Origin of the sequence: Allosphingosinicella sp. (genome assembly GCF_036570505.1) — a bacterium.
Taxonomy (GTDB): domain Bacteria; phylum Pseudomonadota; class Alphaproteobacteria; order Sphingomonadales; family Sphingomonadaceae; genus Allosphingosinicella.
The window spans coordinates 50,794-69,371 of record NZ_DATCYB010000112.1; the positions used below are offsets into that span (position 1 = coordinate 50,794).

The 18,578-nt window shown below is 66.0% G+C and carries 16 protein-coding genes; 14 read left to right on the forward strand and 2 right to left on the reverse strand.

What is annotated here, in order from left to right:
• Nucleotides 1–26: 26 nt before the first annotated feature.
• The 3 genes from trmD to VIR62_RS14000 all read left to right on the forward strand — a co-directional run bounded on the left by trmD (nt 27) and on the right by VIR62_RS14000 (nt 3,472).
• A complete protein-coding gene (gene trmD / locus VIR62_RS13990; RefSeq protein WP_431872231.1) occupies nt 27–767 on the forward strand; it encodes a tRNA (guanosine(37)-N1)-methyltransferase TrmD in 741 nt (246 codons plus the stop codon).
• 1 nt (nt 768) lies between these two features.
• Complete coding sequence (rplS, locus tag VIR62_RS13995; protein WP_431872254.1) at nt 769–1,185, forward strand: 50S ribosomal protein L19; 417 nt, start codon at nt 769–771, stop codon at nt 1,183–1,185.
• 91 nt (nt 1,186–1,276) lie between these two features.
• The gene (locus VIR62_RS14000) at nt 1,277–3,472 is read left to right on the forward strand and encodes a S9 family peptidase (protein WP_431872232.1); all 2,196 of its coding nucleotides are present in this window, start codon (nt 1,277–1,279) and stop codon (nt 3,470–3,472) included.
• On the opposite strand, the gene VIR62_RS14005 is transcribed toward VIR62_RS14000, so the two are convergent.
• Nucleotides 3,469–4,284 carry a DUF2189 domain-containing protein gene (locus VIR62_RS14005; protein ID WP_431872234.1) on the reverse strand — a complete coding sequence of 272 codons (816 nt, stop codon included), beginning with the start codon at nt 4,282–4,284 and terminating at the stop codon, nt 3,469–3,471. The genes VIR62_RS14000 and VIR62_RS14005 overlap by 4 nt on opposite strands.
• 186 nt (nt 4,285–4,470) lie before the next feature.
• Here VIR62_RS14005 and VIR62_RS14010 point away from each other — a divergent pair, with 186 nt between their 5' ends.
• The 4 genes from VIR62_RS14010 to VIR62_RS14025 all read left to right on the forward strand — a co-directional run bounded on the left by VIR62_RS14010 (nt 4,471) and on the right by VIR62_RS14025 (nt 8,848).
• On the forward strand, nt 4,471–5,499 hold the full coding sequence (locus VIR62_RS14010; RefSeq protein WP_431872236.1) for an aspartate-semialdehyde dehydrogenase: 1,029 nt from the start codon (nt 4,471–4,473) through the stop codon (nt 5,497–5,499).
• Nucleotides 5,500–5,504: 5 nt separating this feature from the next.
• Nucleotides 5,505–6,272, forward strand: a complete 768-nt coding sequence (locus VIR62_RS14015) for an alpha/beta fold hydrolase (protein ID WP_431872256.1) — start codon at nt 5,505–5,507, stop codon at nt 6,270–6,272.
• 105 nt (nt 6,273–6,377) lie between these two features.
• Nucleotides 6,378–8,234 (forward strand): M2 family metallopeptidase, encoded by a 1,857-nt coding sequence (locus VIR62_RS14020; RefSeq protein WP_431872238.1) that lies wholly within the window; start codon nt 6,378–6,380, stop codon nt 8,232–8,234.
• 68 nt (nt 8,235–8,302) lie between these two features.
• Nucleotides 8,303–8,848, forward strand: coding sequence for a YbjN domain-containing protein (locus tag VIR62_RS14025; RefSeq protein WP_431872239.1), 546 nt, complete (start codon nt 8,303–8,305; stop codon nt 8,846–8,848).
• 414 nt (nt 8,849–9,262) lie between these two features.
• Here VIR62_RS14025 and VIR62_RS14030 read toward each other — a convergent pair whose 3' ends face one another.
• Nucleotides 9,263–9,745 carry a peroxiredoxin gene (locus VIR62_RS14030; protein WP_431872241.1) on the reverse strand — a complete coding sequence of 161 codons (483 nt, stop codon included), beginning with the start codon at nt 9,743–9,745 and terminating at the stop codon, nt 9,263–9,265.
• Between the two features lie 81 nt (nt 9,746–9,826).
• Between VIR62_RS14030 and VIR62_RS14035 the strand changes: the two genes are divergently transcribed.
• From VIR62_RS14035 to addB, 7 genes are all read left to right on the forward strand, one after another.
• Nucleotides 9,827–10,387, forward strand: coding sequence for a YqgE/AlgH family protein (locus VIR62_RS14035; RefSeq protein WP_431872243.1), 561 nt, complete (start codon nt 9,827–9,829; stop codon nt 10,385–10,387).
• A 108-nt stretch (nt 10,388–10,495) separates the two neighbouring features.
• Nucleotides 10,496–11,908: an adenosylhomocysteinase gene (ahcY, locus tag VIR62_RS14040; RefSeq protein ID WP_431872244.1), complete on the forward strand. Its 1,413-nt coding sequence runs from the start codon at nt 10,496–10,498 to the stop codon at nt 11,906–11,908.
• Nucleotides 11,909–12,068: 160 nt separating this feature from the next.
• The gene (locus tag VIR62_RS14045; protein WP_431872246.1) at nt 12,069–14,426 is read left to right on the forward strand and encodes a PAS-domain containing protein; all 2,358 of its coding nucleotides are present in this window, start codon (nt 12,069–12,071) and stop codon (nt 14,424–14,426) included.
• A 15-nt stretch (nt 14,427–14,441) separates the two neighbouring features.
• Nucleotides 14,442–14,882 carry a tRNA (adenosine(37)-N6)-threonylcarbamoyltransferase complex ATPase subunit type 1 TsaE gene (tsaE, locus tag VIR62_RS14050; RefSeq protein ID WP_431872258.1) on the forward strand — a complete coding sequence of 147 codons (441 nt, stop codon included), beginning with the start codon at nt 14,442–14,444 and terminating at the stop codon, nt 14,880–14,882.
• A complete protein-coding gene (locus VIR62_RS14055) occupies nt 14,879–15,871 on the forward strand; it encodes an aminoglycoside phosphotransferase family protein (RefSeq protein WP_431872260.1) in 993 nt (330 codons plus the stop codon). The genes tsaE and VIR62_RS14055 overlap by 4 nt, the downstream gene beginning before the upstream one ends.
• Nucleotides 15,868–16,632 (forward strand): nucleotidyltransferase family protein, encoded by a 765-nt coding sequence (locus VIR62_RS14060; protein ID WP_431872248.1) that lies wholly within the window; start codon nt 15,868–15,870, stop codon nt 16,630–16,632. The genes VIR62_RS14055 and VIR62_RS14060 overlap by 4 nt, the downstream gene beginning before the upstream one ends.
• A 31-nt stretch (nt 16,633–16,663) precedes the next feature.
• On the forward strand, nt 16,664–18,578 hold a 1,915-nt coding region (gene addB, locus VIR62_RS14065; protein WP_431872250.1), incomplete at its 3' end, for a double-strand break repair protein AddB.

An 18,578-nucleotide genomic window follows, 5' to 3' on the forward strand; every position in this document is an offset into this window, starting at 1 on the left:
GCGCCGACTGCCGCTAGGGGAGGTGCATGACCTGGCGCGCTTCCATTCTGACGCTCTACCCGGAAATGTTTCCGGGTCCGCTCGGCCAAAGCCTCGCCGGCCGCGCGCTGGCGGAGGGGACCTGGTCGCTGGACACCGTTCAGATTCGCGATTTCGCAACGGATAAGCACCGCTCCGTCGACGATACGCCGGCCGGGGGCGGGGCGGGGATGGTGATGCGGGCGGATGTTCTGGCGCGCGCGGTCGATCATGTGCTGGAGCGGCGTCCGGATGTGCCGATGCTCGCCATGACGCCGCGGGGAAGGCCGTTGACGCAGGAAATGGTGAGGCAGCTTGCCGGGGGGCCGGGTGTCTCCGTCCTGTGCGGCCGTTTCGAGGGAATCGACGAGCGTCTGTTCGAGGCGCGGCCGATCGTTCCGGTCTCGATCGGCGACTATATCCTCTCCGGCGGGGAGACGGCGGCGATCGTCCTCCTCGATGCTTGCGTTCGCCTTCTTCCCGGGGTAATGGGCGCGCCGACGAGCGGTGAGGAGGAGAGCTTTGAAGCGGGCCTTCTCGAATACCCTCATTATACCCGACCTCTTGAATGGGAAGGGCGCAGGATCCCTGAAGTGCTGCGATCGGGGGATCATGCGAAGATCGCCGCCTGGCGGAAGCAAAGGGCGGCCCTGGACACACGGTCAAGGCGGCCGGACCTGATGGAGCGTCATGGGGACGCACCCGGTCAGTCGCCCTCTGGCGCGCGGCGCGAGAATGAAGGCACGTAAAATGAACCTCATCCAGACCCTCGAGGCCGAGGCCATCGAGCAGTTCAAGTCGACCAAGTCGATCCCCGAATTCCGCCCCGGCGACACCCTTCGCGTCGGCGTCCGCGTCGTCGAAGGCGAACGCACCCGCGTCCAGAATTATGAGGGCGTCTGCATCGCGCGCGCCAATCGCGGCCTCGGTTCTTCCTTCACCGTCCGCAAGATTTCCTTCGGCGAGGGCGTCGAGCGCGTCTTCCCGCTCTATTCGCCGAACATCGATTCGATCGAGGTCGTGCGTCGCGGCGCCGTCCGCCGCGCCAAGCTCTATTATCTGCGCGGCCGCACCGGCAAGGCCGCCCGCATCGCCGAGCGCCGCGATACGCGCGGGGACAAGCCTGTCGTCAAGGCCGCTCCTGAGACGGAACCGGTTGAGGGCTGAGGCTCTCGCGGCATTCCGTCGCTGGATTGAATGGGGCGAGGGCGAAAGTCCTCGCCCTTTTCTTTTGCCGGGCGGCCTCTAGGCTGGACGGATGCGTAACATCTTCCTGGCGGCCGCCGTCCTGGCCGCCGCCTCTCCCGCCGCCGCCGAAGAGCTCACTCTCGAACGGATCTTCGACAGCCCGTCGCTCGAGGGCTCGGTCCCGCGTCTCCCGCGCCTGTCTCCTGACGGCGAGCTGGTGACTCTGCTCCGAAATCGCGCGGAGGATCGCGAGCGCTACGACCTCTGGGCGATCGACGCGTCGACGGGCGAGGCCCGTATGCTGGTCGACTCGCTCAAGATTGGCACCGGCGCTGAAGTGTCAGAGGAAGAAAAGATTCGGCGCGAGCGCGCGCGCATCGCCGGCACGAAGGGCATCGTCGCGTATGAATGGTCGCCTGATGGCGAGATCATTCTCGTGCCCCTCGATGGCGATCTCTATCTGGCCTCCCTCGACGGCAACGTCCGCCGCTTGACCGAAACCAAGGCGACCGAGCTCGACGCGCAGGTGTCGGAAACCGGCCGCTATCTCTCCTTCGTCCGCGACCACAATCTCTATGTGATGGACGTCTCGACCGGAAAGGAGCGCGCGCTTACCACCGACGGGGCGGCGCCGATCAGCTGGGGCTCGGCCGAGTTCGTGGCCTTGGAGGAAATGGGGCGCGACGAAGGCCATTGGTGGTCGCCGGATGATCGTCATATCGCGGTCGCCCGCGTCGATGAGAGCGGGGTCGAAGTCGTCACTCGCGCGGCCATCGGCGCCGACGGCACTCGGCTTTACGAGCAGCGCTATCCCGTCGCCGGCACGGCCAACGCCGTCGTCGATCTCTACATCATGGCGCCGCATGGAAGCGGCAAGGTGAAGGTCGATCTCGGCACGAATCCCGACATTTACGTCGCGCGCGTGGACTGGACGCCGGACGGCAGCGCGCTCCTCGTCCAGCGCCAGAGCCGCGACCAGAAGCGAATCGACCTGCTGCGGGTCAATCCGGAGACCGGTCAATCGAAAGTGCTCTTCAGTGAGACGTCCGACACGTGGGTCGCCGTCGATGATGATATGAAACCCTTAAAGGATGGCAGTCTCATCTGGTCCTCCAACCGCAGCGGATTCAATCATCTCTATCGCTGGAAGGACGGCGAATGGACGTCGCTCACCCAGGGCGAATGGGCGGTGGCGGAGCTGGACGGGGTCGATGAGGAAACCGGCCACGTCTATTTCACCGGCAACCTCGGCGCGCCGCTGGAGCAGCATCTCTATTGGGTCGATCTCGATAATCCGGGAAGGCCCGTCCGCCTCACCGAAACCGGCTGGTGGAACCGGGCCGAGATGGACGACGAGGCGAGGCGCGCCCTCATCTACCGCTCAAGCCCCGCCCAGCCTTCGCAAGTCTATCTCGCCGGTCCCAGCGGAAAGCGCCTTGCCTGGATCGAGGAAAATAGGCTGGACCCCTCTCATCCGTACGCGCCCTATCTGGACAGCCATGTCCTTCCGACCTTCGGCACCATCAAGGCCGCGGATGGAACCGACCTCTATTATGAGGTGCTGAGCCCGCCACGGGAGCCCGGCAAGCGCTATCCCGTCTTCGTCCAGGTCTATGGCGGCCCGACGGGTAGACAGGCGACGCGGGGCTGGACGTCGCCGCTGCACCAGTATCTGGTCGACAAGGGATGGATCGTTTTTTCGATCGACAATCGCGGCACGCCCGACCGGGGCAAGGCCTTCGCCGACGCCCTCTACCTGAAGCTGGGATCGGTGGAGGTGGAGGATCAATTGGCGGGCGTCGACTGGCTCAACAAGCAGCCCTTCGTCGATCCGGGCAAGATCGCCGTCTATGGCTGGTCCTATGGCGGCTACATGGTCGCGAAGCTGCTCGAGGCGGCGCCGGGCGCCTTCGCCGCAGGCGTGGCCGGCGCTCCGGTGACGCAATGGGAACTCTACGACACCCATTACACGGAACGCTATCTCGGCAACCCGTCGATTGACCCCGCGCCGTACACCGCCGCGAGCGTGCTGCCGGACAGCGCCAGTATCGCCGATCCGCTGCTGATCATTCACGGCATGGCCGACGACAATGTTGTCTTCGAAAATTCGACCGCGCTCATCGCCAAGCTGCAGGCGGAGGGGCGGCCGTTCGAGATGATGGTCTATCCCGGCGCGACCCACGCCGTCACGGGCGAGGGCCGCCAGACCCATGTCTGGAAGACGATCGAGCGCTTCCTCGACCGCTCGGTGAAGGCAGCGCCTTAATCCTGGCAGTGCGGGAAGGCGTCCCGGTCGACCAGCCGCGTGTAAAGATGCCAGGTCGAATAGCCGAGCCAGGGCAGGACAGCCGCGAGGCCGATGAACAGTGGGATCGATCCCGCCACCAGGAGCGCGGCGACGATGAAGCCCCAGCGCATCATCAGGCCCGTATTCGCCTTGAACGCGGCGACCGAGGTGGCGATGGCGGTGCTGGCGTCGACTTCGCAGTCGACCAGCATCGGCAGGGAGACGACGCTCACGGCGAGCACCAGGGCGGCGAAGGCAAGGCCGACGAGATTCCCGACCACGATCAGTCCCCAACCCTCGGGTGTGGTGAACAGGCGCGTGAGGAAGGCCCCGACCGATTCCGGTGCGCCGATGCCCCATAGCCCCACATAGAGGATGGCGGCGGCCGCGACCCAGAGCAGGAAGATGGTGACGAGAAGCGCCGCAACGACGCCGATACCCTCCGCCGAGGGCCGCTTGCGAACGTCGAAGAAGTGCGACCAGTCCGATTCCAACCCGTCCTCGCGCCTTCGCGCCAGCTCGTAGAATCCGATCGCGACGATCGGTCCGAGCAGGGAAATGCCGGCGGCGATCGGGAAGAAGAGCGGCAGCAGGGTTCCGCCCAGGGTGACCGTCGCCGCGACGACTCCAATCAGCGGGTAGAGTAGCCCCAGGAAAATGAGGTCGCCGCGCATCGTCATGAAATCGGCCCAGCCGTCCCGGAGCGAAATACGCAGGTCTTGGCGTGTGATGGTCCGGACGGGCGCGGCCCGTGCCGAGGAAGCTGCGGGAACAGTATGCGTTACGGCCATCGACGCTCTCCTTCATCGAGGTCGGCGGTTGCCCGGTCCTGGCGGGCCGGGGCGCCGCCTATCCTTGCTATATCAGAGCCAGGCCCGTGCCGCGAGACCCCGTCGAAAACTGGCGCTCCCGGCCGATCACTGCTTGGATATGGAGAGCGCCCACGCTAGATCGCGCGGATCAAGCGGAGAAACACCATGGGTTACAGGGTCGTCGTCGTCGGAGCCACGGGCAATGTCGGGCGCGAGATGCTCAATATCCTCGCCGAACGCCAATTTCCGATAGACGAGATCGCCGCCGTCGCCAGCTCCCGCTCGACCGGCGACGAGATCGACTTCGGCGACAGCGGCAGGACGCTCAAGGTCAGGAATATCGATCATTTCGACTTCGCCGGCTGGGACATGGCCCTGTTCGCCGCGGGCTCCGACGTCTCCAAGGCTCATGCGCCGAGGGCCGCGGCAGCCGGCTGCACAGTGATCGACAATTCGTCGCTCTACCGCATGGACCCGGACGTGCCCCTGATCGTGCCCGAGGCGAACGCCGACGCGATCGCCGGCTATCGGAAGAAGAACATCATCGCCAATCCCAACTGCTCGACGGCGCAGATGGTCGTGGTGCTGAAGCCGCTTCATGACGCGGCGAAGATCAAGCGGGTGGTCGTTGCGACCTACCAGTCGGTGTCCGGCGCCGGCAAGCAGGGCATGGACGAGCTGTTCGAGCAGAGCCGCAACATTTTCGTCGGCGATGCCAACGAGCCGGTGAAGTTCACCAAGCAGATCGCCTTCAACGTCATTCCCCACATCGACAGCTTCCTCGACGACGGCTCGACCAGGGAGGAATGGAAGATGATGGTCGAGACCAAGAAGATTCTCGATCCGAAGATCAAGGTGACGGCGACCTGCGTGCGCGTGCCCGTCTTCGTCGGTCACTCTGAAGCGATCAACATCGAGTTCGAAAACGAGATCAGCGCCAAGGAAGCCCAACGCATCCTCCGCGAGGCTCCCGGCGTCATGCTCGTCGACAAGCGCGAGGATGGCGGCTACGTGACGCCCGTCGAGGCGGTCGGCGAATATGCGACCTATGTCAGCCGCGTTCGCGAGGATTCGACGGTCGACAACGGCCTCTCACTCTGGTGCGTCTCCGACAATCTGCGCAAGGGCGCCGCCCTAAACGCCGTCCAGATCGCCGAGCTGCTGGGACGCAAGCACCTTCAGAAGGCGGCTTGAACGCATTGGCAAGCTCTCCGCCTGACGTTCCGGTCCAGCGTTTCACCGCCCGGGACGGCGTGAACCTGGCTTGGCGCGAGATGGGGGAGGGGCGGCCGCTGCTCCTCATCCACGGCTATTTCTCCAACGCGTTCGTCAACTGGATCCGCTATGGCCATGCCCGCATCATTACCGACGCGGGTTTTCGGGTGATCATGCCGGACCTTCGCGGTCACGGCGACAGCGACAAGCCGCATAATCCGGCCTGCTACAAGCCGGACGTCCTCGCCGACGACGCCTTCGACCTCATCGGCCATCTCGGCCTCACCGACTATGACCTTGCCGGCTATTCGCTCGGGGGCCGCACGTCCGTACGCATGCTGGCGAAGGGCGCCAAACCACGACGGGCGGTGCTGTCGGGCATGGGGCTCGACGGCATTCTCGACACGCAAGGGCGGGGCGGCTATTTTCGCCATGTGCTGACCCACCTCGGCAGCTTCGAGCGCGGTTCGTCCGAATGGATGACGGAAGCGTTTCTGAAGACGACGGGCGGCGACCCCGAAGCGCTGCTGCTGATCCTCGATACCTTTGTCGACACGAGCCGTGACGATCTAGCGGCAATCAATCTGCCGGTACTCGTCGTGACTGGCGAGGATGATGACGACAATGGTTCAGGCGAGGCGCTCGCCGAAGCCATCCCCGGCGCGCGTTTCCAATCCGTGCCCGGCAACCACATGAGCGCCGTCACAAAACCGGAGCTCGGGGGCGCTATCGCCCGCTTCCTCGCCGCATGATGCCCCGCATCATGCGCTCCGGGGTGCGTCCTCCCGCCTTGACCGGGGCGCGGCTCGGCGTTCAAAGTGCCGGCCAATCCCAGAACAGACCCGAGGATGCAGCTCATGAAAGCCACCGTTTCCGCGTTTGCCGTCGCCGTCGCCTTGCTGGCCGCCGGCACCACCGCCATCGCCCAAGACCAGGGCGATCAGCAGTCGAAGCCTGCTTCGATCGCCCAAGCGGCGCCTACCGCCGCGGATGCCGAAGCCTTCGTGAAGCAGGCGGAGAAGGAGTTGTTCGACTTCTCGATCCTCAACTCGCGGGCCCAGTGGGTGAATTCCACCTACATCACCGACGACACTGACGCGCTCGCGGCTCACTTTGGTACGATCGGCACCGAGATGTCGGTCCGCTTCGCCAATGAGGCCGCGAAATATCAGAAGGTGCCGGGGCTCAGCTACGACACCAAGCGCAAGCTCGACATCCTGCGTTCCGGCCTCGTCCTGCCCGCCCCGACGACGCCGGGCGCCGCCGCCGAACTAAACAAGATCGCCACCAGTCTTCAGTCTCAGTATGGCAAGGGCAAGGGCACTCTCAACGGCAAGCCGATCAGCGGCACCGACATCGAAGCCGCGATGGGCACCAACCGCAACCCGACCGAATTGAAGGAAATGTGGACGAGCTGGCACACCAATGTCGGCGCTCCCATGCGCGAGGAATATGCGCGAATGGTCGAGATCGCCAATGCCGGCGCGGTCGAGCTGGGATTCAAGGATACCGGCGCGATGTGGCGCTCGGTCTACGACATGCCGCCCGACGAGTTCGCGGCGCTCACCGATGAACTGTGGGGCCAGGTGAAGCCGCTCTACGACGAGCTCCATTGCTACACGCGCGGTAAGCTCAACGAGAAATATGGCGACGAGGTCCAGCCCGCGACCGGCCCGATCCGCGCCGACCTTCTCGGCAATATGTGGGCGCAGGAATGGGGCAATATCTACCCAATCGTCGCGCCCGAAGGCGCGGGCGATATCGGCTACAACCTTACCGACCTGCTAAAGACGAAAGGTTATACGCCGGAGAAGATCGTCAAGACCGGCGAAGGTTTCTTCAGCTCACTCGGCTTCGCGCCGCTGCCGGCGAGCTTCTGGCAGAACTCGATGATCGTGAAGCCCCAGGATCGCGAGGTCGTCTGCCACGCCTCCGCCTGGAACGTGGACAATGTCGACGATCTCAGGATCAAGATGTGCACGAAGGTCAATGCCGACGACTTCGTGACCGTCCATCACGAGCTCGGCCACAATTATTACCAGCGCGCCTATAATCAGCAGCCGCTCCTGTATCAGAATGGCGCCAACGACGGCTTCCACGAGGCGATCGGCGACACGGTCGCGCTTTCGATCACGCCGCAATATCTGGTCCAGATTGGCCTGTTGCAGGAGAGCCAGGTTCCGTCGGCGGAAAAGGATATCGGCCTTCTCCTCCGTCAGGCGATGGACAAGGTGGCGTTTCTGCCCTTCGGCCTGCTGATCGATAAATGGCGCTGGAACGTCTTCAACGGATCCGTCCAGCCGAGCGGCTACAACATGGCCTGGAACGACCTCCGGCTCGAATATCAGGGCATCGTCCCGCCGGTCCCGCGCACCGAGGAGCATTTCGATCCGGGCGCCAAATTCCACATCCCCGGCAACACGCCCTACACGCGCTACTTCCTCGCCCGCATTCTCCAGTTCCAGTTCTACAAGGCGGCGTGCGAGCAGGCCGGCTGGAAGGGACCACTCCATCGCTGCTCCTTCTACAACAACAAGGAAGTCGGCCAGCGGCTGAACGCCATGCTCGAAATGGGCGCGTCCAAGCCCTGGCCGGATGCGCTGGAGGCCTTCACCGGCACCCGCGAGATGTCGGGCGAAGCCCTGCTCGAATATTTCGCGCCGCTCTCGGCCTGGCTGAAGCAGCAGAACCAGGGCAAGCAGTGCGGCTGGTAAATCGCTGATACAGGTGGAATGGGGCAGGAGAGCCGTCCCATCCCAACATCACAGCAAGGGGAGCCGTCATGAAAGCGGCCATCATCGCCTTATTGGCGCTCGCCGGAGCGAGCGCGGCCTCGGCGCAGGGCGTTGTTCCGCCCACCTTCAACCCGCGCGCGCCGGAGAACAGCCAGGTTCTCGGCAGCTTCAATTATGGCTCGGTCGAGGCGGTGCTGGATGGCATCGGCGCCAAGCACCAACGGGCGGGTGAAGCGGGAAAGCCGGCTTTGCTCGTCAGCTTTCCCAACAATCGCAAGGCGGTGTTGATGTTCGGCTCCTGCAATGCCGACGGCAGCGCCTGCAAGGCGCTCAGCATCCAGTCCTACTGGACGAAGATCGCGAACGCGCCGCCGGGGCGGGCGGCCGCGGCGATCGCCGATTTCAATCGGCGCTATTCCTTCGCCAAGGCCTTCATTGCAGAGGATGGACGGCCCGCGCTCCAGCGCTATCTCACCGCCGACTACGGCTTCCTGCGCGGCAATCTCGCCGTCAACTTGCTCGTCTTCGCCAATCAGGCGGAGCGATTCGCCCGTGACGTCCTGGGCCCGCTGGAGGCTAAGGGGAGCGGGTAGACCGGAGGTTCGATCGCCACCGCAGGTTCGTGCGACGCGCCGGGCTCTGGCTCCGCCTCCTTGTGATGGGCAAGGTCACAAGCGGTGATCGCATTCGCCATGACGGAGTTGAGCGGCTTGCCGTCGTTTCTTGCGTTGCGTCTCGCGAGAGCGCGGGTGCCGAAATAGGCGCCCGCCGTCGCCGCGATCGCGCCGCCGACAAGGGCGGCCGTTGCGACGGGGCTCCACTGCGCGCCGCCGGCGACAAGCTCGGGAGGCGGCTCCTGGCTCGCTGGAGAATGACGGATGGCCATGGGAAACTCCTGCACTGGATTTCATCAATGCCGGGCTCGCCCCATGGTTGCAGTGGTTCGCCGAGGAGAGGCGAAGGAGGGGCAGGGCGCCTTTCCCTTCGCCATCGATCCCGGAGACGATCTATAGCCGCTCGAGCATATAGTCCGCGCTGCTGACGTTGAAAGCACCCGGCTCCTCGATATTCAGCTGCTCGACCCTTCCGTCATTGACGATCATCGAATAGCGCTGCCCGCGCGTGCCCATGCCGTGCTTCGAGGCATCCATGGTGAGGCCGATGGCCTTGGCGAATTCGCCATTGCCGTCCGAAAGCATCGTCACCTTATTGTCGGCCCCGCCCTGCTTGCCCCAGGCGCCCATCACGAAGGCATCGTTGACGGCGGTGCAGGCGATCTCGTCGACGCCCTTGATCTTGAGATCCTCGGCCTTGTCGACGAAGCCCGGCAGATGGCGCGCCGAGCAGGTAGGCGTGAACGCTCCCGGAACCGAGAACAGGGCGACCTTGCGGCCCTTGAAATACTCGTCAGAATCGACCGGCTGCGGTCCGTCGGCGGTCGCCTTGATGAAAGTCGTCTTGGGAAGCTTGTCGCCGACCTGGATGCTCATCGTCCGTTCCTTTCGCTTTGGGGCATGGAGCCGACGGCGCTCTAGCAGGCGCCGAAGGCCGCGCCTATAGGTGGGGAGGCGATGGAAGAACCCAAATATCTCGTCGGCCAGTTCCTTCTGGCCATGCCCGGCATGACCGACCCGCGCTTCGACAAGGCGGTGATCGCCATGTGCGTCCATGACGACGGCGGGGCGCTCGGCATCGGCCTCGGCCGGATCATGCCGCGCATCGGCTTTCACTCTCTGCTGGAACAGCTCGGGATCGACAAGGGCGTGGCCCCGGACGTGGCGATCCATCATGGGGGGCCTGTGGAGCCGCAGCGCGGCTTCATTCTCCACACACCCGATTGGGGCGGCGACGGCAGCGTTCAGGTGGCGGACCGCTGGGTGCTGACGGCCACGCTCGATATCCTGCGGGCCATTGCAGAGGGGAGGGGACCGACGCGCTGGGTGGTGGCGCTCGGCTATGCGGGTTGGGGCGCGGGACAGCTGGAGGAGGAAATGTGCCGCAACGGCTGGTTCACCACGCCCGGCAACGACGCGCTGCTTTATGATTGCGACGTCAATTCCCGCTGGACTACCGCCTTCCAGAATGCGGGCATCGATCCGAGGCTTCTGACCGCCGACTTCGGCACGGCCTGAAATCACATATAAAGATATCTTTATATTTGTAATTGGCCTTGGTTCAGGCTAGAGGGCCAGCTTGCCGTCGCCGATGCGGCCCATTCATTCATGACAAAGGAGCGCCCTGTGGCAACCCAGGCTCAGACCCGTTTTGACGACTATGTGATCCGCGACATCGACCTTGCCGCCTTCGGCCGCAAGGAGATCGAGATCGCCGAAACCGAGATGCCGGGCCTGATGGCGCTGCGCACCGAATTCGGCGCGTCGAAGCCCTTGAAGGGTGCGCGCATCACTGGCTCGCTCCACATGACCATCCAGACCGCGGTGCTGATCGAGACGCTGACGGCGCTGGGCGCCGAGGTCCGCTGGGCCTCGTGCAACATCTTCTCGACCCAGGACCACGCCGCCGCCGCCATCGCCGCGTCGGGCGTTCCGGTCTTCGCCGTGAAGGGCGAGACGCTTGAGGAATATTGGGACTATGCCGCCCGCATCTTCGACTGGGGCCAGGACCAGACCTGCAACCTGATCCTCGACGACGGCGGCGACGCCACCATGTTCGCTCTGTGGGGCGCGCGCGTCGAGGCGGGCGAGGAATTGTTCACGCCGACCAACGAGGAAGAGGAGATCTTCGCCGCGACGCTGAAGCGGTTCCTCGCCGAGCGGCCGGGCTATCCCACCAGGACGGTCGAGGCGATCAAGGGCGTGTCGGAAGAAACCACCACCGGCGTCCACCGCCTCTATGACCTCGCCAAGAAGGGCAAGCTTCCCTTCCCGGCGATCAACGTCAACGACAGCGTCACCAAGTCCAAGTTCGACAATCTCTACGGCTGCAAGGAATCGCTGGTCGACGCCATTCGCCGCGCCACAGATGTCATGCTCGCCGGCAAGGTGGCCTGCGTCGCCGGCTTCGGCGACGTCGGCAAGGGTTCGGCTGCCTCGCTCCGCAATGGCGGCGCCCGCGTCCTCGTCACCGAAGTCGATCCGATCTGTGCGCTGCAGGCCGCGATGGAGGGCTATGAGGTCGTAACGATGGAAGAGGCCGTGACCCGCGCCGACATCTTCGTCACCGCCACCGGCAATGCCGACGTCATCACGCTCGATCATATGCGGGCGATGAAGAATATGGCGATCGTCAGCAACATCGGCCATTTCGACAGCGAGATCCAGATCGGCGCGCTGGCGAACATGAAGTGGACCGAGATCAAGCCGCAGGTCGACGAGGTCGAATTCCCGGACGGCAAGAAGCTCATCATCCTGTCCAAGGGCCGCCTGGTGAACCTCGGCAACGCCACCGGCCATCCGAGCTTCGTGATGAGCTCGTCCTTCACCAACCAGGTTCTCGCCCAGATCGAGCTCTGGACCAAGGGCGGCGAGTACAAGAACGACGTCTACGTCCTTCCCAAGCACCTCGACGAGAAGGTCGCGGCGCTCCACCTGGAAAAGCTCGGCGTAAAACTCACTACCCTGACGAAGAAGCAGGCCGACTATATCGGCGTTCCGGTCGAAGGTCCGTTCAAGCCGGACCATTATCGCTACTGATCGCGTCTACGGGGTTTGATCCGGAAAAGGGCGGGCGCCTTGGCGCTCCGCCCTTTTCCTTTCGCGGCTGCGGCGGGCTTTCGCTGCGACAGCGCTCCGTCTAGACAGCGTCTATGCACCCCGGCTTCCTCCGCTGCGGCTCCCGCCGCGTCATCGGTGAATGATCGAGCTTTCGCGCAACGCTGTCGCGCTGATCGCGCTGTTCTGCGGCGCCTGGCTTTGCCTGGGCGCATGGGCGACGATCAATGCCCTGAGGCGCGGCCGGGCGGCCGCCGCGGGCCGGGAAGGCGCCGCGCGGGCCGAGGCCCTGCTTTTGTCCGGCCCCGGCATTCCGGTCCTGGTGCATCGCGACGGCTCGATGGAAGGCGCGCAGCGGCTTGCCGGAATTCTTGGCCTGCCGGACGTACCGCATGATCTCTCCGGTCTTTCCGCCGAAGGCGCCGGCCTCACTTCGGAAGATGTAGCCCTCCTCACCGACCATGTCGCGACTACGGCAGGGGCGGGTGGGGGCTTTTCCATGCCGGTGAGGGCCCAGGGCTCGTCTCGCGTGCATCTCGTCCAGGCATCGCCCGCCCCACCGCCTTATCCTCCCTCGGCCACGATCCTGTGGTTCACCGACGCGACCGACAGCGAGGAGCAGGTGGCGGCGATGCGCGCCGAGGTGGGAAGCCTCAAGGGCGCGCTCGACGCGCTCTCGGCGCTGATCGAGGCGGCGCCCTTCCCGATGTGGCACCGAGGCCCCGATCTTCGCCTCGCCATGGTCAACCGCGCCTATGTCGCCGCCGTCGAGGCGGATGACGCGCTGTCGGCCGTCAAGGCGGGCATCGAGCTCGTCGACGAGAGCGAGGAGCGCAGCCCGTTGAGCCAGGCGGCGGCGGTGCGCGAGCAGGGGGAAGCGGTCGCCCGCACGGTTCCCGCCACGATCGCCGGCGAACGGCGAATGATGCGCGTCGTCGAAGTGCCGATGGGCACCACGGGAGTCGCGGGCTATGCGATCGACGTCGAGGAAAGGGAGCAGGCGCGGGCCAACCTCACCCGCTTCGTCCGCGCCCAGCGAGACATGCTCGATCGTCTCTCTGCGGGCGTCGCTCAGTTCAACCGCGAGCATGGCCTCATCTTCTTCAATCAGCCCTTTGCCCGGCTGTTTTCGCTGAAACCGGATTTCCTCGCCGACCGGCCCGAGTTCGACCGGGTGATCGAGGCGATGCGGGAGCAGGGCAACCTGCCCGAGGTCCGCGACTTCCCCACCTGGAAGGAGGAGCGGCGCGGATGGTTCACCTCTGATCGAGCGGCCGACGAGGAGGACTGGCTGCTGCCCGGCGGCAAGCACCTGCGCGTCGTCGCCCAGCCGCTGCCCGACGGCGGCCTGCTCCTCATCTTCGAGGACCGCACGGAGCAGATCCAGCTCGCCAGCGCCCGCGACACCCTGCTCCGCGTCCGCACCGCGACCTTCGACAATCTGTTCGAAGCGATCGGCGTCTTCGCCTCGGATGGGCGCCTCAATCTCTGGAACAACCGCTTCCGCGAGCTGTGGGATTTCGAGGAGGAACAACTCGCCGCCCATCCCCGCGTCGATGCGATGACCGGGCATATCGCCAAGAAGCTCAAGAATCCGAACCACGCCGGGATCGTCCGGGAGCTGGTGCGCAGCGCCACGGTCGAACGCAAGCAGAGGAGCGGGCGCGTCTCGCTCACCAACGGCCGGGATTTCGAGTTCGCCGCCGTGCCACTCCCCGACGGCAACGCCCTCTTCACCATGCTCGACGTCACCGACAGCCGGAAGATCGAGACGGCGCTCCGCGAACGCAACGAGGCTCTGGAGGATGCGGACCGCCTCAAGACCGCCTTCGTCTCCAACATGAGTTACGAGCTGAGGACGCCGCTCACGTCAATCGCCGGCTTCGCCGAGATGCTGGCGGGCGGCTATGCGGGCGAGCTCGGCGGCACCGCCGACGAATATGTGAACGCGATCATGGAAGCGGTGGCGCGCCTCAGCGTGCTGATCGACGACGTGCTGGACCTCACCCAGAGCGACAGCGGCAGCCTCCTTCTGGCCGAGGAGCAGGTCGATCTCGAGACGTTGTGCGCCGAGTCGGCGGAGGTGGCGCGCGCGGGAGCCGAGAGGAAGAATATCGAGTTCGTGCTCGAGCTCAGCCCGTCCGTCGGCGTCGTCATCGGCGATCGCAGCCGCCTTCATCAGGCTCTCGAACATATCCTCAAGAATGCCGTCGCCTATACCGAGGGCGGCGGTCGAGTTCTTCTGAAGGCCGACGGAAATACGGTGGAGGCGGAAATCACCATCTCCGACAATGGCAGGGGCATCACGCCCACCGATCGCGACCGGGTGTTCGACCGATTCCAGCGCACCGTCACCCCGCGCAGTGGCGAGGAGGGGGCGTTGGGCCTCGGCCTTCCGCTCGCCCGCCAGTTCATCGAAGCCCATGGCGGCCGCATAGAGCTGGAGTCGGAGGTCGGCATCGGCACTACGGTCACCATCCGCCTGCCGCGGGCGGATTGAGAGCGGTCAGTGATCATGCTGTCGAATCCCGCCGCCACCGAGGCCCTGGGCGCGCGGCTGGGGCGGCAACTCCGCGCTGGAGACACGATCGCCCTGTTCGGCGAACTGGGGGCGGGAAAGACGACGCTGAGCCGCGGCATCCTCCAAGGCCTCGGCTTCAAGGGCGAGGTGGCCAGCCCGACTTTCCCGATCGTCCAGACCTATGATCCGCCCGACGTCCGTCTGACCCTCTGGCACGTCGATCTCTATCGCATTGAAGACGCCCAGGAGCTGGAAGAGCTTGCCCTGGACGAAGCGCGTGGCGAGGGTGCGCTGGTCATCGAATGGCCGGAGCGCTTCGGCCCAGCCCTGTGGCCCGACAGCCTCCGTCTCGCCCTGTCCATCGCCGACAAGGGCGAGCGCGTCTTGACAGCCCGGGTGCCGCCCGCTTGGGAAGGGCGATGGCCCCCCCGATGATTCCGCCCGCCGCCGCACCCGCTTTCCTTGCCGCCCATGGCTGGGAAGGCGCCGAGATACTGCCGCTCGCCGGTGACGCCAGCTTCCGCCGCTACTTTCGGGTCGTGCGGAATGGCGAGAGCGCCGTCCTCATGGACGCGCCGCCCGAGCATGAGGACGTGGGGCCGTTCCTTAAGGTCGCCTATCACCTCCTTGACCGGGGTTTCGCGCCGCCGCGCCCGATCGCGGTGGATCGGGACAAGGGCCTGCTCCTGCTTGAGGATTTCGGCGACGACCGGGTTGGGCCGCTTCTGGCGCGCGAGCCGGGGCGCGAACGCGCCATCTACGAAACCGCCGTCGACATTCTCGCCGCCCTCGGCCGCGATCCGGCGCCGGGCGACATCCCATCCTATGACGATGCCGCCATGACGCGCGAGGTGGCCCTCTTCACCGAATGGTATGCGCCGGCGCTGGGGATCGAGGTCGACGAGGCGAGCTTCCTTGCCGCCTGGAGGCAGGCTTGGGCCGGCGTTCTGGCCGAGGTCGAAGCGAAACCCGTACTGGTCCTTCGCGACTACCATGCGGACAATCTGATGGTCCTTCCCGGCCGCGACACGCTCGGCCTGCTCGACTTCCAGGACGCGCTCGCCGGCCATCCCGCCTACGATCTGGTTTCACTCCTCCAGGATGCCCGTCGCGACGTCGCTCCAGCGCTGGAGGAGGCGATGCTCGCCCGCTACTGTGCTGCGGCGGGCGTGGACGACCCCGCGGCTTTTCGCGCCCACTATGAGATACTCGGCGCGCAGCGGAACACCAAGATCCTCGGCATCTTCACCCGGCTGTGGAAGCGGGACGGCAAGCCGCATTATTTGCCGCTCCAGCCTCGCGTCTGGGGCTATCTGGAGCGCAACCTCACGCACCCGGCGCTGGCGCCGGTCCGTGAGTGGTTCGACCGGAACGTACCCGCGGGAAAGCGCGCCGCCGCGTGGACCAAGGACGCCGCGGCGTGAGCCGCTACAATGCGCCGCTGGCGCTCCGTCCCGATCCCGCCGCTTCGGCTCCGACGGTCGCCATGGTCATGGCGGCAGGGCTCGGAAAGCGCATGCGGCCGCTTACCGCCACGCGCCCCAAGCCGCTGATCGAGGTGGCGGGCCGCACGCTCCTGGACCACAGCCTGGACCGTCTCCGCGCCGCCGGCGTGAAGAGAGCGGTGGTTAACGTCCACTATCTCGCCGACGCGCTCGAAGCGCATCTCAAGAACCGTGTCAAAGGCATAGAGATCGCGGTTTCCGATGAGCGCGACCGGCTGCTCGAAACCGGGGGAGGCCTGGTAAAGGCGCTGCCCCTGATCGACGCCAACCCCTTCCTCGTCGTCAATTCCGACAATCTGTGGATCGACGGCCCTGTCGACACGCTCCGGCTGCTCGCCTCCAACTGGGATGAGGAGCGAATGGACGCGCTCCTCCTTCTGGTCCCACTCGCCCGCGCCAATTGCCACGCCGGGCAGGGCGATTTCCACATGGCGGCGACCGGTGTGATCCGCCGCAAGAAGCCCGGCACCGTCGCGCCCTATGTCTATACCGGCATCCAGATGGTCTCGAAGCGGCTGTTCGAAGGTGAGGTGCCCGAAGGGCCGTTCTCCACCAACATCCTGTGGGATCGTGCCATGAAGTCGGGCCGCTGCTTCGGCGCGGTCCATCAGGGCCTCTGGTTCGACGTCGGCGCCCCGGCGAGCATCAGGAAGACGGAAGCGATTCTGGGCGAGCTTTGATATCGGAATGCCGAACGGCTAGTCTCGACCAGTGGCCTCCGCTTCCCACCCCTCCGTCTACACCATCCCGCCGCACCGCGCCTTCGCCGATGCGCTCGCTGCCGGCATCATCGCCCGCTACGGCAAAGAGAAGACCGGCCTCGCCCAGGGGCTGATCCTCGTTCCCAACAACCGTGCCGCCCGCGCTATCACGGACGCGTTCGTGCGCCGCTCCGGCGGCGGGCTGTTGCTCCCGCGCCTCGTGCCGATCGGCGATCCGGAGCTCGACGAACGGATCGGCGGAGCACTGGAACCGCTGCGGGGCGAACCGGTTCCGCCCGCGATCGACCCCATGGAACGGATGATGCTGCTCGCCCGCCTCGTGCAGACGCATGGCGGCGTCGATGCCGCGGAAGCCTTCCGCCTGGCCCAGGATCTGGCGCGCACCCTCGATCAGCTGCTGGTCGAGCAGGTCGATCCCTCCCGCCTCGGCGAGATCGTCGCCGATATCCCCGATCTTTCGCTCCATTGGCAGAAGTCGCTCGACAGGCTCGGCGTCATCCTCTCCGATTGGCCGAAGCTGCTCCGGGACCGGGGCCGCATCGATCTCGCCGAGCGCCGCAACCGGCTCCTCGCCGCCGTGGCGCGGCGATGGCGGGAGAAGCCACCCACGGGCTTCGTCGTCGCCGCGGGCGTCACCACCATCGCCCCCGCAGTCGCGGGGCTGCTTCGGACCGTCGCGCGTCTACCGGACGGTATGGTCATCCTCCCCGCGCTCGACGCGGAGATGGATGAAGAGGAATGGCGAGCGCTCGGGCCGCACGATCCCGATCCGGTCACTGGTCGCCGCCGGCGTTCGATCGAAACCCATCCGCAATTCCATCTGAAGCTCCTCCTGGATCGGATGGGCGTCGGTCGAGCGGAGGTCGAGCGATGGCGCTGGGCAGGAGGTCGCGACGCGCCCGCCGTCCGCACCCGCGCCATCGCCAACGCGATGAAGCCCGCCCGCTTCACTGGCAAATGGCAGGCGCTTAAGCCCGCCGAGCGACGCCTCACCGGAGTGCGCGCGCTGGAACTCGCCGATCCGGCGGAGGAGGCGCAGACCATCGCCATCGCGCTGCGCGAGGTGCTGGAGACGCCCGGCCGCACCGGCGCTCTGGTCACCCCCGATCGGGCGCTCGCCCGCCGGGTGTCCGTGCACCTCAAGCGCTGGGGCATCGAGGCCGACGACAGTGCCGGCCGCCCCTTGTCCGAGACAGCGCCCGGCACGTTGCTCCTCGCCCTGGCCGATGCTGCGTCGCAGGCCTTTTCGCCGGTGGCCCTCCTCGCCTTGCTCAAGCATCCGTTGGTGATGAAGGGTGAGAGGCGCCTCGACTGGCTGGAAGGTGTCCGCGCCCTCGATCTCGCGCTCCGCGGGCCTCGGCCGCCCGCTGGGCTCGACGGAGTCTCCGTTTTCCTGTCCGACTGGACCGGCCGCGAAGGCCCGCTCCGCAAGAAGGCGCTGGCCTGGTGGAAGACGGCGGTCGCGCTCGTCGCGCCTCTCGATCGGCCGGGAGACGGGATCCCCGCCTTTCTTGCCGCGCTGCGCGAGGCCGCGTCGGCGCTTAGCGGCGACCATGTGTGGGCCGGGCCGGCCGGCCGTGCCGCCGCCGATCTTTTCGCCTCGATCGAGGGCGCCGCGGAGCTGGGTCCGGCACGGCTCGATCTCGCCAGCCTCCCCTCCTTGCTCGAACAGTTGATGAGCGGCGTCGCCGTCCGCCCGCCTTATGGCCAGCATCCGCGCATCTTCATCTGGGGCCTGCTGGAAGCGCGGCTCCAGCATGCCGACCTGATGATCCTTGCCGGCCTCAACGAAGGCACCTGGCCCGCCCTGCCGACGCCCGATCCGTGGCTGGCGCCGCGCATTCGGGCCGAGCTCGGCCTGCCGAGCCTGGAGCGGCGCATCGGCCTCTCCGCGCACGATCTCG